The organism is Polymorphospora sp. NPDC051019 (genome assembly GCF_040683055.1).
Classification (GTDB): domain Bacteria; phylum Actinomycetota; class Actinomycetes; order Mycobacteriales; family Micromonosporaceae; genus Polymorphospora; species Polymorphospora lycopeni.
In genome coordinates, this window is sequence record NZ_JBFBCH010000011.1 from 63,338 (window position 1) to 77,394 (window position 14,057).

11 protein-coding genes are annotated in these 14,057 nt (G+C 72.2%); 6 read left to right on the forward strand and 5 right to left on the reverse strand.

Features of this window, described 5'->3' with window-relative positions:
* Positions 1-92: 92 nt before the first annotated feature.
* Positions 93-1,943 carry a DNRLRE domain-containing protein gene (locus tag AB0M79_RS20355; RefSeq protein WP_364215774.1) on the forward strand — a complete coding sequence of 617 codons (1,851 nt, stop codon included), beginning with the start codon at positions 93-95 and terminating at the stop codon, positions 1,941-1,943.
* Positions 1,944-1,999: 56 nt separating this feature from the next.
* Here the strand turns inward: AB0M79_RS20355 and AB0M79_RS20360 are convergent, their stop codons facing one another.
* A complete protein-coding gene (locus AB0M79_RS20360; RefSeq protein ID WP_364215777.1) occupies positions 2,000-2,368 on the reverse strand; it encodes a PepSY domain-containing protein in 369 nt (122 codons plus the stop codon).
* A 71-nt stretch (positions 2,369-2,439) separates the two neighbouring features.
* Positions 2,440-3,987 carry an adenylyl-sulfate kinase gene (gene cysC / locus AB0M79_RS20365; protein WP_364215780.1) on the reverse strand — a complete coding sequence of 516 codons (1,548 nt, stop codon included), beginning with the start codon at positions 3,985-3,987 and terminating at the stop codon, positions 2,440-2,442.
* Between the two features lie 268 nt (positions 3,988-4,255).
* Between cysC and AB0M79_RS20370 the strand changes: the two genes are divergently transcribed.
* From AB0M79_RS20370 to AB0M79_RS20385, 4 genes are read left to right on the forward strand one after another with little or no spacing between them, the layout of a single operon-like run.
* Positions 4,256-5,176: an ABC transporter ATP-binding protein gene (locus AB0M79_RS20370; RefSeq protein WP_364215783.1), complete on the forward strand. Its 921-nt coding sequence runs from the start codon at positions 4,256-4,258 to the stop codon at positions 5,174-5,176.
* Positions 5,163-6,062, forward strand: a complete 900-nt coding sequence (locus tag AB0M79_RS20375; RefSeq protein ID WP_364215786.1) for an ABC transporter permease — start codon at positions 5,163-5,165, stop codon at positions 6,060-6,062. Before AB0M79_RS20370 ends, AB0M79_RS20375 begins: the two co-directional genes overlap by 14 nt.
* Positions 6,059-6,970: an ABC transporter ATP-binding protein gene (locus tag AB0M79_RS20380; RefSeq protein WP_364215789.1), complete on the forward strand. Its 912-nt coding sequence runs from the start codon at positions 6,059-6,061 to the stop codon at positions 6,968-6,970. Before AB0M79_RS20375 ends, AB0M79_RS20380 begins: the two co-directional genes overlap by 4 nt.
* Before the next feature lie 45 nt (positions 6,971-7,015).
* On the forward strand, positions 7,016-7,726 hold the full coding sequence (locus tag AB0M79_RS20385) for an ABC transporter permease (RefSeq protein ID WP_364215792.1): 711 nt from the start codon (positions 7,016-7,018) through the stop codon (positions 7,724-7,726).
* Between the two features lie 156 nt (positions 7,727-7,882).
* On the opposite strand, the gene ppc is transcribed toward AB0M79_RS20385, so the two are convergent.
* Positions 7,883-10,669 (reverse strand): phosphoenolpyruvate carboxylase, encoded by a 2,787-nt coding sequence (gene ppc, locus AB0M79_RS20390; protein WP_364215795.1) that lies wholly within the window; start codon positions 10,667-10,669, stop codon positions 7,883-7,885.
* Between the two features lie 202 nt (positions 10,670-10,871).
* Here ppc and AB0M79_RS20395 point away from each other — a divergent pair, with 202 nt between their 5' ends.
* Positions 10,872-11,969 carry a S66 peptidase family protein gene (locus AB0M79_RS20395; RefSeq protein WP_364215798.1) on the forward strand — a complete coding sequence of 366 codons (1,098 nt, stop codon included), beginning with the start codon at positions 10,872-10,874 and terminating at the stop codon, positions 11,967-11,969.
* A gap of 99 nt (positions 11,970-12,068) precedes the next feature.
* Here AB0M79_RS20395 and AB0M79_RS20400 read toward each other — a convergent pair whose 3' ends face one another.
* Positions 12,069-12,989, reverse strand: coding sequence for a DUF559 domain-containing protein (locus AB0M79_RS20400; RefSeq protein WP_364215801.1), 921 nt, complete (start codon positions 12,987-12,989; stop codon positions 12,069-12,071).
* Positions 12,990-13,082: 93 nt separating this feature from the next.
* Complete coding sequence (locus AB0M79_RS20405) at positions 13,083-14,006, reverse strand: cyclase family protein (protein ID WP_364215804.1); 924 nt, start codon at positions 14,004-14,006, stop codon at positions 13,083-13,085.
* Positions 14,007-14,057 lie beyond the last annotated feature (51 nt).

Below are 14,057 nucleotides of genomic sequence, written 5' to 3' on the forward strand. Positions count from 1 at the left end.
TGTTTTAGGCAACATGTGTCAGGAAAGTGGGAGGCAACGGACGGGCGAGCCGCCGAGGAGGACTTGCCCCAGGCACGGAAGGACCTCCGGCCATGGTCAGAAGGGACACCCTCGCCGCGACCGGCACCACGGTCGCCGCCATCGCCCTGGCGGTCCTGCTCGGACATCTCGGCGGACAGGTCGGGGCCGCCCCCGACCAGCGGATCCCGGTCAGCGACGACACCTACACCGCGACCGACGTACCCACGACCGTCTCCGGCGCCCGCTCCGAACTGGTGGCCGGCGGCACCGGCGGGGCGGCCCGGATCACATACCTCAAGTTCACCGTCGGCCCGCTGCGCGGTGGCCGCGAACCGGCCCGCGCCGAGATCCGCCTGACCAGCCGGGGCACCGAACTGCCCGGCCACATCGAGCTGACCCGGGTCCCGGCCAACACCTGGCGGGAATCGTCGGTCACCGACCGGTCCGCACCCCGGCTCGGCTCCGTGGTGGCCACCGCGGCACCGCGCCCGGCCGACCCCGGCGTCACCTTCGACGTCACCGACGAGGTACGTGGACCAGGTACGTACTCGTTCGCGGTGACCGTGCCGGGTGGCGACACGATGGCCCGGTTCGCCGCGAAGGAAGGCGTACGGCCGGCCGAGGCCCTGTCTCAGCCGACCCTGTGGCTGTCCTGGCTCGGCGCCCGTGGCGGCCGGGCACCGGGCGTGCCGACCGCCGGGGCACCGGGGGCACCGACCGCCGGAGCACCCGGCGTGCCGGCCGCCGCCGCACCCGGCGTACCGGGTGCCCCGACCGCGACGACCACCCCGACCGCGACACCGTCCGGCACCCCGACCCCGTCGCCGTCCGGCACCCCGGACCCGTCACCGACCGGCACCCCGGACCCGTCACCGACCGGCACCCCGACCGCCAGCCCGACGCCCACCGGACCGGGCAGTCCGACGGCCACCCCCGGGCCCACCGCTCCCACCACCGGCCCGCCCGGTGACCCCGACTGCGCGGTCGGCGCGAAACTCGTACCCACCTGCGGTGTGCTGTGGGGGGTCGCACCGGGCGCGCACACTCGCACCCCGCGTACGACGGCCCTGCGCGAGTTCGAGCTGAAGACCGGCCGGCCGCAGGCGATCTACCACGCCTACCACCGGGGCACCGAGATCTTCCCGACCGCCGAGGAGATCGCCATCGCCCGCGACCCCCGCAACCCGCGCCTGCTCTTCCTGAACTGGAAACCGCAGGGTGCCTCCTGGGCGCGGATCGCGGCGGGCGATCCGGAGGTCGACGCCCACCTGGACCGGCTGGCCGCGCACCTGCGGACCAACTTTCCGGAACAGTTCTTCTTCACCGTCCACCATGAGCCGGAGGACGACGTACGCCCGGAGCCCGGCTCCGGCTACACCGCCGACGACTACGCCGCCATGTTCCGGTACGTGGTCACCCGGCTGCGCGCCACCGGCGCCACCGGCATCGTCTCCACCCTGGTGCACATGGCGTACGTGCCGTGGAACGTCCAGCCGTGGTTTCCCGACCTCTACCCCGGCGACGACGTCGTCGACTGGATCGCCTGGGACGCCTACGCCTACAGCGATCCCGGCTACGGGTACGGCGACTTCGCCGAGATGATGAACCGGCGGTCGGACCGGCACCCGTCGTGGCCCGGATTCTACAACTGGGCGGCGGCCCGCTATCCCGACAAGCCGCTGATGCTCAGCGAGTGGGGTGTCTGGCACTCCGACCGCAACCCGAACCACAAGGCCGGCTTCTACCGCTCGGTCGGCGACCAGATGCGGCTCTTCCCACGGGTGAAGGCGATGGTCTACTTCGACACGCCCCGCAACCAGCAGGGCTACGACTCGCGGGTGGACAGCAGCCCGTTCGCGCTGATCGCCTATCGCGCCCTCGGCCGGCAGGCACAGTTCCAGGTCGACGTACGCCCCCGCTAGCACCACCGGACGCCGAAGGCCGGCTGCCGACAGGGCGGCCGGCCTTCGTGCCGGAATCAGTCGTCGTCGCGGTCGTCGTCCTGCTCGAACTTGACGATCTCGCCGGTCTCCCGGTCGACGTCGACCTCGTATTCGACCTGGCCCTTGTAGATCTCGACCTCCCAGACCGGGCGGCCGTGCTCCCGGTCCCGGTCGACCTCCTCGACGGTGCCGCCGCCCACCCTGCCGAGCGCGATCTCCTTCGCGCGCTCCGCCGAGACCGGATCGGCCGCCGGGCCGGTGCCGGCGTCGCCGGTCCGCGCGGCCGTCACGGCCGGCCGGCGGTCCTGGCCGGTGTCCGCCGCCACGGCGGCGATCGCCGTACCGGTGATCGCCAGGGCGGCGACGCCGCCGACGGCCAGGGCGACGATCGTTTTGCGGGTCATGGTGGGCCTCCTTCGGTTGCCTGTGGACCAAAGGTTCGCCCGGAACGGGATAGCGCCGCGCTGTGCCGGAGCTAAGGCCCGGTTAAGGCCTCCGTCGGGGGGAGATGGGGCTCCACCCAGCCGGTCTCAATCAGGTAGTGCAGGACCGCCTCGACACCCGCCTCGATGCTCGAGTTGCTGGTGTCCACGACAAGTTCGGCGTCGGTCGGCACCTCGTACGGGTCGTCGATGCCGGTCATCCCGGTCAGTTGGCCGGCGCGGGCCCGCGCGTAGAGGCCCTTGCGGTCGCGCCGCTCGCACACCTCCAGCGGGGTGGCGACGTGTACCAGCACGAAGCCCGCCCCGGCGGCGTGCGCCATCGCCCGCGCGGTCGCCCGGGCCCGTTCGTACGGGGCGATCGGGCAGCAGATCGCCAGCCCGTGGTGGCGGGCCACCTCCGCCGCGACCCAACCGATCCGGCGTACGTTGAGATCCCGGTCGGCCTTGCTGAATCCGAGCCCGGCGGACAGTTCCCGGCGTACGACGTCACCGTCGAGCAGGGTGACCGTCCGTTCGCCGCTCTCCCGCAGCGCGTCGGCGACCCCCCGGGCGATCGTCGACTTGCCCGACCCGGACAGACCGGTGAAGAACAGCACCAGTCCACGGAAGCGGCGCGGCGGCCGGGCCCGGGCGAGTTCCTTGGCGACCGCCGGCGGCGTGTGCCATTCCGGCAGCGGGAACCCGCGGTCGAGGAGGTCCTCGATCTCGGCCGGGCTCAGCGCCAGCCGCCGGTTGCGCGGCGGGATGTCGTCGCGCCAGCGCCACTGGCCGTCGCGGCTGTCGTAGGCGAGTTCGCGGGGCACCAGCACCCGCAACCCGCCGCCGGAAAGCGTGTCACCGGTCGACAGCAGATGGGTCACGCCGTACGCGGCGGCGACCCGGGCCCGCAGCAGCGCGTCGCGGATCTCGTCGCCGCGCCGGGCCATCGGAACCACGACCAGGGTGGCCGGCGGCATCCGGTCGCGGGCCGCGAAGACGCTGCGGACCAGCACCTCGGGCGCGAGCCCGTCGATCCCGTGCTCGGTCAACGGGATCAGGATCAGCACATGGGCGGCGAGGGTACGGGCCGCGTGCGCGATCTGGGCCAGTTGCGGCCGGTGCAGCGGCCGGTCGGCGAGCACCCCCAGCACCCGGCCGGGCGGCAGCAGCCCGCGGATCTCGGCCGGTGCCCGGCGCAGCCGCTGGAACGGGCCGTTGGCGCCGTCGCCGAGCCGCCGGACCGTGCCCCCGACGCCGGCCCAGCCGTCGCGGGTCGACCAGAGGTCGGTGACGTCGACCGCCGCCAGCGGGGCACCCTCCGGATCGGTCAGCACCAGCACCCGGTGCAACGGGTTGTCCAGGTCGAAGTTGGTGACCAGTTGGACCGGCACCTCCAGCGTCACCGGCACCGGCCACGGCGTGCCGTCGGCGAGCCGGGCCCGGTGGTGCAGCGCGGACAGGTCGACCCTGCCGAGGAACCCGGTCAGCGGGGCGTACGCGCCGGAGAGCAGCAGCTCCAGGTCGGCCAGTTCGTGCGGGCGCGGCGTGTAAGCCGGCGCGTCCTGCAGCACCCCATCGGGCAGCACCCACCCGTTGCTCATCGCACCCCCAACTGCTGACCGGCACACAGTTTCGCAGCCCCGGCGGGCATCGGTCGAGAGTGCCACGGCGCGGTTGCCGCGGCACCGCCTCCGTCCCAGCCGTTACCGTCCCGGAACCTGCCCCATCATCGCGCACCGATGGCGGGCGCCGCGCTGCTGCCCCGGGTCCGCCCCTAGGGTCGCCGGACGGGAGCGTCAGGGCAAGCTCAGGGAAAAGGGTCGACTTCGGTCGGTCCCACGACGGCCCGCCGATCCCTACGCTGGGCGCGTGACACTTATCGCGACCCAGTCGCTCACCAAGACGTACGGCGGGCGGGTGACCGCCCTGTCCGACCTGACGGTGACGGTCGAGCCGGGCATCGTCGGCCTGGTCGGCGCCAACGGCGCGGGCAAGTCGACCTTCATCAAGATCATGCTCGGTCTGCTCGAACCGAGCAGCGGCCAGCTCCGGGTCCTCGATCTCGACCCCACGACGCAGGCCGAGCAGGTCCGGGCCCGGGTCGGCTACATGCCCGAACACGAGAGCCTGCCGCCCGACCTGTCGGCGGCCGAATTCGTCACCCACCTCGGTCGGATCAGCGGGTTGCCGCGCACCATCGCCCGGGAGCGGGCTTCGGAGGCGCTGCGCCACGTCGGCCTCTACGAGGAGCGCTACCGGCAGATCGGTGGCTACTCCACCGGCATGAAGCAGCGGGTCAAGCTCGCCCAGGCGCTCGTGCACGACCCCGACCTGCTGTTGCTCGACGAGCCCACCAACGGGCTCGACCCGGCCGGCCGCGACGCGATGCTCAACCTCATCCAGCGCATCGGCACCGAGTTCGGCATCTCCGTACTCGTCTGCTCACACCTGCTCGGCGAGGTCGAGCGGATCTGCGACTCGCTGATCGCGATCGACGGCGGCCGGCTGCTGCGCGCCGACAACATCTCGGCCATGACCGGCGCCACCGACGTGCTCACCATCGAGGTCAGCGAGGGCGTCGACGAGCTCGCCGCCCGCCTCACCGCGGACCGGCTGCCGGTGCGCCGCGAGGGCCGGCTGCTGCTCGTACCGGTCGAGAACGACCGGACGTACGACCTCATCATGACCGCGGTGGCCGAACTCGAGCTGCCGCTGCACCGTCTCGACCAGCGGCGGCACCGGGTGGCCGAGCTGTTCGCCCAGAGGGAGACCACCAGTGCCCACGCCTGAGACCCACGCCCCGGCGGGCGTCATCCACGACATCGGCTACCAGCGCTACACCGGGCCGCGGCTCGGCCGGCGGTACGTGGTCGGCTCGCTCTACGTACACGCGCTGCGTACGGCGTTCGGCCTCGGCCGTAGCGCCAAGGCGAAGATCTTTCCCTGGCTGATCGTCGGCATCGTCACCCTCGTCGCGGTCATCGCGACCGGCGTACGGGCCCAACTCGGCGAGGTCCTGTTCACCTATGCCCAGTTCGCCGACGGGCTGAGCTGGCTGATCATCTTCTTCGTCGCCATCGTCGCGCCCGAGCTGGTCTCCCGCGACCTGCGCAGCGGCGTCCTGCCGCTCTACTTCTCCCGGCCGTTGCGCCGCGGCGACTACGCCCTGGCGAAGCTGGTCGCCCTCGTCACCGCGGTCTGGCTGCTGCTCGGCGGACCGCAGCTGCTGATGTTCCTCGGGGCCGCGTTCACCATCGAGGGCGGCGCCGGCGCGGTCTGGGACGAGTTCCTCGACCTGGTGCCCGGACTGCTCTACGCCGGCATGTGGGCGGTTCTCTTCGGCGTCGTCGGGTTGCTCGTCGCCTCCCTGACCGGCAAGCGGGCGTTCGCCGCCGGCGGCATCGTCGCCGTCTTCCTGATGACCACCCCGGTCGCCGGCGTGCTGTCGGTCATGCCGTCGCAGGCCGTCAACGAACTGGCCGGGATCGCCGCCCCGTCCACCCTCGTGCAGGGCATCGGCATCTGGCTGTTCCGCGACCAGCTGATCACCTTCGACGGCGGGGCCGGGGGCATGCCCGGTGACTTCGGACCCGTGTACGCCCTGTTCGCCGTCGCCCTCGTCGCCGCCGGCGTCCTGCTGCTGCTCGCCCGATACCGGAAGGTCGCCGCCTCATGAGCAACGTCGAGTTGGCGGGCGTCTCCCGCTGGTACGGCAACGTCGTCGCGGTCAACGACGTCACGATGACCCTCGGCCCGGGCGTCACCGGGCTGCTCGGCCCCAACGGCGCCGGCAAGACCACCCTGCTGCACATGATGGCCGGCTTCCTCGCCCCGTCCCGGGGAACCGTCACCGTCGACGGCGCGCCCACCTGGCGCAACCCGTCGGTCTACCGGCGGCTCGGGCTGGTCAGCGAGCGTGAGGCGGCCTACCCGTTCCTCAGCGCGTACGAGTTCGTGCTGGCCAGTGCCCGGCTGCACGGGCTGCCCGATCCGGTCGCCGCCGCCAAGGCGGCGATCGACATGGTCGAGATGGCCGACGCGCAACACCGGCGGATCGGCACGTACTCCAAGGGCATGCGGCAGCGGGCCCGGGTCGCCGCCGCCCTCGTCCACGACCCGCAGGTGCTGCTGCTCGACGAGCCCTTCAACGGCATGGACCCGCGGCAGCGGATGCACATGATGGACCTGCTGCACCGGCTCGGGGACGCCGGCCGGACCATCCTGTTCAGCTCGCACATCCTCGAAGAGGTCGAGCAACTGTCCGGCACGGTGCAGGTCATCGTCGCCGGCCGGCTCGCCGCGTCCGGCGACTTCCGCTCCATCCGGCGGCTGATGACCAACCGGCCGCACGTCTTCGCCGTCCAGTCGACCGACGACCGGCGGCTGGCCACCGCGCTCATCGCCGAGCCGTCGGTCGCCGGCGTCGAACTCGACCGCGCCGGCCTGACCGTCCGCGCCAGCGACTACGGCACCTTCACCCGGGTGCTGCCCCGGGTCGCGCTCACGAGCGGCATCCGGGTCCACCGCCTGCTGCCGTCCGACGAGTCGCTGGAGAGCGTGTTCTCGTACCTGGTGGAGGCGTGACCGTGCCCGGCACCGCGCCCGCCGATCGTCCATAGAGGAGTCTTCTTGTCCACCGTCACCTGGATCACCGCCCGCGGCCTGTTCGGTCGCCGCCGGTTCCTGCTGCTGGTCCCACTACCGCTGCTGGTGGTCGCGCTCGCCGTCGCGTCCCGGGTCGTCGGCATCGACCCCGACGCCTGGGGGCAGGCGGTCGTGCTCGGCCTCGGGCTGGCCGTCGTACTGCCCGTCGTCGCGCTCATCGTCGGCACCGGCGTACTCGGCTCCGAGATCGACGACGGAACCGTCGTCCACATCCTGACCACGCCGCTGCCCCGCTGGCAGATCATCCTGCCCAAGCTGTTCGTGGCGACCGCGGTCACCACCGTCACCGCCGCGATCCCGCTCTACATCGCCGGGGTGCTCGCCCACTCGGTACGGTTCGGGCTGGCCCTGGTCGCGGTCAGCGCGATCGGTGCGCTGGCTTACTCGGCGTTCTTCCTGGCGCTGAGCCTGCTCACCCGGCGGCCGATGCTGCTCGGCCTGGTCTACGTGCTGATCTGGGAGGGGCTGCTCGGCAACTTCGTCAGCGGCACCCGGGTGCTGTCCATCCAGCAGTACGTGGTGGCGCTGGCCGACAAGATCGCCCCGACCGAGATCCTGACCGCCACGGTCGGCATCCCGCTGGCCGTGGTGATGAGCGTCCTGATCACCGTGGCCGGGACGGTGCTGGCCGTCGACCGGCTGCGCTCCTTCAGCGTCGCCGGCGAAACGAGCTGACCCCTTAAGATCCCCGTGATCAGGGACCGAGTCCCGCGTGGCGTCGGCGTGCCGCGCGACGTACTCCCTGATCACGCGGATCTTGCTGGTGACGGCCGGGCGGCGCGGGCGGGGGGCGGCGGCGCGGCACAGCCGCGCCGCCGCGTGGGGCCAGGGTCAGCCGGTGTTGCGCATGCCGGCGGCGATCCCGTTGACCGTGGTCAGCAGGGCCCGCTCCAGCGCGGTGCCGTCGTCGGGACCACGCCGGGCGCCGGGGGCGGTCGCCACCGCCCGGCCGGCCGCACCGGAGTCCCGGTACTGCCGCAGCAGCGCCACCTGCAGGTGGTGCAGCGGCTCCAGGTAGGTGTCGCGGACGGCCAGCGTGCGCTGGAGCACCGGCGAGTTCTCCAGCAGGTCGGGTGCGCCGGTGATGGCGAGCACCTCGCGCCTGGTCTGCTCGTACTCCTGCTCGATCGTGGCGAAGATCGGCTGTAGCGGCTCGGGCACCAGCGTCTCGACGTACCGGCGGGCGATGCTGAGGTCGGTCTTGGTCAGCATCATCTCGACGTTCGACACGAACGTACGGAAGAAGTGCCAGTTGTCGTGCATCTCGGTCAGGACATCCGACAGCCCCGCCGCCCGGGCCGCCGCCAGCCCCGACCCGACCCCGAACCAGCCGGGCACGATCTGCCGCGACTGGGTCCAGCCGAAGACCCACGGGATGGCCCGCAGGCCGCCCAACCCGGCACCGGTGTTCGGCCGCTTCGACGGACGGGAACCGATGTTGAGGGCACCGAGCAGCTCGGTCGGCGTCGACGCCCAGAAGTATTCCGGCAGGTCCGGGTTCTCGACCAGGGCCCGGTAGACGCGGAACGCGGCGTCGGATACGACGTCCATCGCGGCGTCCCACCGCTCCAACTGCTCCTCCGGCTGCCGCGGCGTGGTGTGCAGCAACGTCGCCTGGAGCACCGCGGCGACGGTCAGTTCGAGGTTCTCCCGGGCCAGCGCCGGCAGCGTGTACTTGTCGGAGATGACCTCACCCTGCTCGGTGACCTTGATCGCGCCGTCGAGGGTGCCGTACGGCTGGGCCAGGATCGCCTCGTGGGTCGGGCCGCCGCCCCGGCCGACGGTGCCGCCCCGGCCGTGGAAGAGCCGCAGCCGTACGCCGTGCCGGGCCGCCACGTCACGCAGCGACCGCTGGGCCCGGTGGATCGACCACTGCGACGTGGTGATTCCGGCCTCCTTGTTGGAGTCGGAGTAGCCGAGCATCACCTCCTGCACGTCGCCCCGGGCCGCGACGATCGCCCGGTAGGCGGGCAGCGACAGCATCTCGTCGAGCAGTTCGCCGCCGGCGTTCAACTCGGCGGGCGTCTCCAGCAGCGGCACGAACCCGATCCGGGCCCGGCCGTTGTGCACGTCGACCAGCCCGGCCTCGCGGGCCAGCACGGCCGCGGCGAGCACGTCGTCGACCCCGAGCGTCATCGAGATGATGTACGACTCGACCACCTCGGCCCCGAACCGCTCCTGCGCGTCGCGGATCGTGCCGAACACGTCGAACGTCTTTCGCGCGCCCTCGGTCAACGGGGTGTCGATGCTGGTCAGCGGCCGCCGGCCGGTGAGTTCCTCGGCCAGCAGCTTGGTCCGGTCGGCCCGCGACAGCCGGTTGTAGTCGGTCACCTCGCCGACCCGCCCGTAGAGCTGGGCCAGCACCGCGTGGTGCGCCTCGGCGTGCTCGCGTACGTCCATCGTGGCCAGGTGCAGCCCGAACGACGACACCGTACGGATCACCGAGGCGAGCTTGCCGACGGCGGTGAGCTGCCCGGCGTTGCGGGCCAGCGACGCCCGCATCACCTCCAGGTCGGCGAGCAGTTCGCCGGAGCCCCGGTAGTCGCGGCCCGGCACGTGCGCGGTGCCCCGGGCCAGCCGTTGCCGGGTGTTGTCGAGCTTGGCCTTCACACAGCGCGCCTTGAGCCGGTAGGGCTCCTCGGCGTTCGTGCGCCGGAACCGGGGCGCGACCTCGGGCAGCGCGTCGAGGTCCTTGGCGAGGCTGGCGGACAGGTCCAGCGAGACCCCGCGCAGCCGGCGGGACACCGACACCTCGTCGATGAGGGCGTCCATCGCCTTCTCGGTCGCCTGGATGCCGTGCTCGTGCTGGATGAGCAGCACGTCTCGGGTGACGGTCGGGGTGACGAACGGGTTGCCGTCGCGGTCGCCGCCGATCCAGGTGCCGAAGGTCAGCGGCCGGCTGGTCGGCGACGTCTCCACGCCGAGGGTCCGCAGCGTGTCGGCGAGGTCGTCGAGCACCTGCGGGGCGGCGTCGCCGTAGAGGTCACGCAGGTAGTAGACGGCGTTGCGGGCCTCGTCGGTCGGGTCGGGCCGGTCCAGCCGCAGCTCGTCGGTCTGCCACAGCAGGTCCAGCAGTTCGGCGAGGCGCCGGCTGGTCGGTCCCTCGTCGGTGGCGCCGTACAGCACCGAGTTGGCGGCTTCCGCGTCGAGTTCGTCGGCGACGGCACGCAGCTTCGACAGGATCGACCGCCGGGCGGCCTCGGTCGGGTGCGCGGTGAAGACCGGCCGTACGGCCAGCCGCCGGGCGGCGGCGGCGATCTCGTCGGCGGGCACGCCGCGTTCGGCGATCAGCTTGGCGGCCTGGTCCAGCCAGCCGCCCTGGGTGGCGCGGCGGCGGCGCAGGTCGCGGGAGCGGTGCACCTGCTCGGTGATGTTGGCGAGGTGGAAGTAGGTGGAGAAGGCGCGGGCCAGCTTGGTGCCCGTGGTGACGTCCATCGCGGCGAGCCGCAGCGCGGCGGCCTCGGCGTCGGACCGGACCAGGGCGCGGATCTCCTCGACCAGGTCGAGCAGGGGACGCCCCTCCTGGCGGGCCAGGGTCTGTCCGAGGAGGGTGCCGAGCCGCCGGATGTCGGCGCGCAGCGCCGCGTCGGGGCCGTCGTGGTCTAGCTGGTCGGTCACCGTGCGCTCCTTACAGTTGTACGGAGGACAGCGCTGTCCGGCTCCAAGAATGCTATCGGCGGTGCCACCGGCCGGGGTCGGGGTGGTGAGTCAAGTCTCAGGGGTTACCTGATCGCTACCCTATATCGCCCGAAAGGTGCGATAAGTAAGTGGGCCGAAAACCGCGTGCCCGGGCCGCCGGCCAGGGATAGCGTCGGTCGGCATGCGCTATCCGCCGAAGCCGAAGCCCGGTGACCGGGTCGCGGTGATCTCCCCGTCCGCCGGTCTGCCGGCGATCTTCCCGCACGTGTACGAACTCGGCCTGCGCCGGCTGCGCGAGGAGTTCCTCCTCGAACCGGTCGAATACCCGACCACCCGGGTGATGGGGGCCAGCGCCACCGACCGGGCCCGGGACATCACAGCCGCGTTCGCCGACCCGACGATCACCGCCGTACTCGCCACCGTCGGCGGCGACGACCAGATCACCGTCGTCCCGCACCTCGACGACGCCGTGCTGCGCGCCAACCCGAAGCCGTTCTTCGGCTACTCCGACAACACCAACCTGCTCAACCACCTCTTCGGGCTCGGCATCGTGTCGTATCACGGGGGTTCGGTCCTGGTGCACCTCGGCAGGCCAGGGGCGCTGCACCCGCAGAGCGCGGAGTCGCTGCGCGCCGCCCTGTTCACGACAGGCTGGTACGACCTCACACCCGCCGACAGTTGGAACGACGAGCCCGCCGACTGGGCCGACCCGGCCAACCTCGACCGCGACCCGCCGATGTTTCCCGGGACGGGTTGGCACTGGCAGGGGCCGGCGACGGTGGTCGAGGGGCCGGTCTGGGGCGGCAACCTGGAGATCCTTCACTGGCTGCTCGCCGCCGACCGCGTCGGCCCGACCCCGTGGCTGGGCCCGCCTGCCGGCGCTGCTCCCGATGCGTCGGGTGCTTCCACCGCGTCGGGTGCTGCCGTCGAGCGGGGCGGGATCCTGGTCGTGGAGACGTCGGAGGAGTTGCCGTCGGACGTCGAGGTCTACCGCATCCTGCGCAACCTCGGCGAGCGCGGCTTGCTGGCACACTTCCCGGCCGTCGTCGTCGGCCGCCCCAAGTCCTGGGACTTCGCCAAGCGCCTCTCCCCGCCGGAGAAGCAGGAGTACGCGGCGGCCCAACGGGCGGCGGTCACCCGTGCCGTCGGCGAGTACAACCCGGACGCCGTACTCGTCTTCGACGTGGACCTCGGCCACACCGACCCGCAGTTGATCATCCCGTACGGCGGCCTGGCCCGCGTCGACGCCGCCCGCCGCCGCATCTCCGTCCGCTACTGACGAACGCCCGCCTGCCCTGGCTGCCGTCCGCTGCCGCCGCAGCCCGGCCACGAACTGAGCGTGGGAGGGGTTATCACCGCCGGATAACCCCTCCCACGCTCAGTTCGTGCCCGGCGGTGCGGTCTGGCGGCGTTCTTGGATCGCCTGAGAGACCAGAGCGAGCAGCCGCGCCGGTTGCCGGACCACGTCGTCGGCGGTGAACCGGAGGACGAGCCAACCCTGCGCCCGCAGCGCGTTCAGTCGGGCGACATCCCGGCGGAACTGTGAGCGTTCTCGGTGGTGGTCACCTTCGTATTCGATTGCGATACGCCACCGCGGGTAGGCGAAGTCGACGCGGCCCACGAATCTGCCCTGCCCGTCGTGGATCTCGAACTGGAGCACCGGAGCCGGGAGGCCACCTCTGACAAGGGTGAGCCGGAGCCGGGTCTCCATCGGGGATCCGCTCAGCGGATCGGCGAAGGCGAGAGCCCGCCTGAACCTGTCCACGCCGGGCCAGCGTCGCCGCGCGGCGGCGTACTCGGTGAGTTGGTTGACTCGGACGAGTCGCCGGGCAAGCAATGCGTCGACAGCGACGACGCTTTCCGTCATGGAAGCCTGCCGGCCGAGGTCGTACGCGGTGCGGGCGGGCGTGGTGACCGGGAGCCCGGCCAGGTGGTCGTGATCGCCGGGAGCCAGCCGTGGATAGCCGTACCGGATTCGTGGGTGTCGCCGGCGCCGGACCCCGCTCGGCAGCGCCACGGACACCGGAGTTTGTCGATCAAGGAGATCGACTCCCCAGAGGTAGGCCGCGCTGAGCCCACAGAAGGCCGCACCGGGCGGCAGGGTCAGCGCGACGGCCTCACACCACATCCGGTGGTCCTCCGGACGGTAGCCGGCGGCGAGCACATAGACGTCAGGCAGCAGCCGGCGCCAGGCGGCGCCGCGCAGCATGTCCCTGGTGAGGAGTCCGTCGGCGACGGCCCGACTGCCGAGGAAGGGGAGAAAGGCCAACTCTCGCGGAACCCGGGCGGTGCGCGGCATCCGACGAGCATGCCGCCCGCCGGACGGCCCTGCTGCCCGCCCGCCGGACGGCCCTGCTGCCCGCCCGCCGGACGGCCCTGCTGCCGCCGACGGTCAGGGCACGACGGCGAAGGCGCGTACGGGGAGGGTGCCCATCCCGGCGACCATCGGTGGCGCCGCGGTGAAGCGGAAGCCCTCCGGCGGAAGCTGGTCGAGGCCACGCAGGTGCTCGACGATCGGGATGCCGGCGGCCAGCAGTGCGCTGTGCGCCGGCCGCTGCCCGCCGGCGGCGGGGGAGGAGTCGTCGATGTTCAACGAGTCGATGCCGACCAGCGCCGCACCCTGCTCGACCAGCCACCGCGCCCCGTCCCCGGAGAGGTACGGGTGATCCGGGCCGCCGTACCGCTCGGTGCCGAAGTGCGCGTCCCAACCGGTGTGCAGCAGCACCGCCCGGCCGGTCACCTCGTACGGGGCGAGCAGCAGCCGGTCGATGGCACGTACCCCGTCCGGGACGCGTACGACGAGACCGGGCAGGTCGGCGAGTCGGTCGAGCCCGACGCCGGAGAGATCGGGTGTGCCGGCATAGCGGTGTGCGGGCGTGTCGACGTACGTACCCGTGTTGCCGATCATGGTGATCCGGGCGACGTGGAACTCGACGCCCTCGGCGTAGCGGGCCCGGGACGCCTCGCGTGACAGCCACTCGTCGATCACCGGGCCGGGCCACCCGGGCAGCGTCGTCATGCCGTCGTGGATGACGTGGCTCAGTTCGACCAGCCGCCGCCCGCCCCGCCCACTCCCGGCAGCGGCGGTGGTGCCGGTGCCGCGACCACCTCGATGCGCCTCGCGGAGCAGGGTCTTTCCGCTGATCCGTACCTCGGCGACCATGAGCAGCCCCAGGTGCCGTACGAAGAGCGCGGCGAGATCGTCGTCGCTGATGTCCGACCCCGGGATGTCGAGCCGGAAGTCCTCGGTACGCAGCCCGCCACCATTGGTGAAGGTCACCTCGGCGTCGAACCGTACCCGCCACTGTTCAGCCATCGAGGAAGCCGATCAGAGGTACGGGCACGGGGCAAGCGGTTATCGTGCGGC

Coding starts and splice junctions, on each gene's coding strand:
- AB0M79_RS20355 (WP_364215774.1), top strand. CDS start 93: ATGGTCAGAAGGGACACCCTCGCCGCGACCGGCACCACGGTCGCCGCC.
- AB0M79_RS20360 (WP_364215777.1), bottom strand. CDS start 2,368: ATGACCCGCAAAACGATCGTCGCCCTGGCCGTCGGCGGCGTCGCCGCC.
- cysC (WP_364215780.1), bottom strand. CDS start 3,987: ATGAGCAACGGGTGGGTGCTGCCCGATGGGGTGCTGCAGGACGCGCCG.
- AB0M79_RS20380 (WP_364215789.1), top strand. CDS start 6,059: ATGAGCAACGTCGAGTTGGCGGGCGTCTCCCGCTGGTACGGCAACGTC.
- AB0M79_RS20395 (WP_364215798.1), top strand. CDS start 10,872: ATGCGCTATCCGCCGAAGCCGAAGCCCGGTGACCGGGTCGCGGTGATC.
- AB0M79_RS20400 (WP_364215801.1), bottom strand. CDS start 12,989: ATGCCGCGCACCGCCCGGGTTCCGCGAGAGTTGGCCTTTCTCCCCTTC.
- AB0M79_RS20405 (WP_364215804.1), bottom strand. CDS start 14,006: ATGGCTGAACAGTGGCGGGTACGGTTCGACGCCGAGGTGACCTTCACC.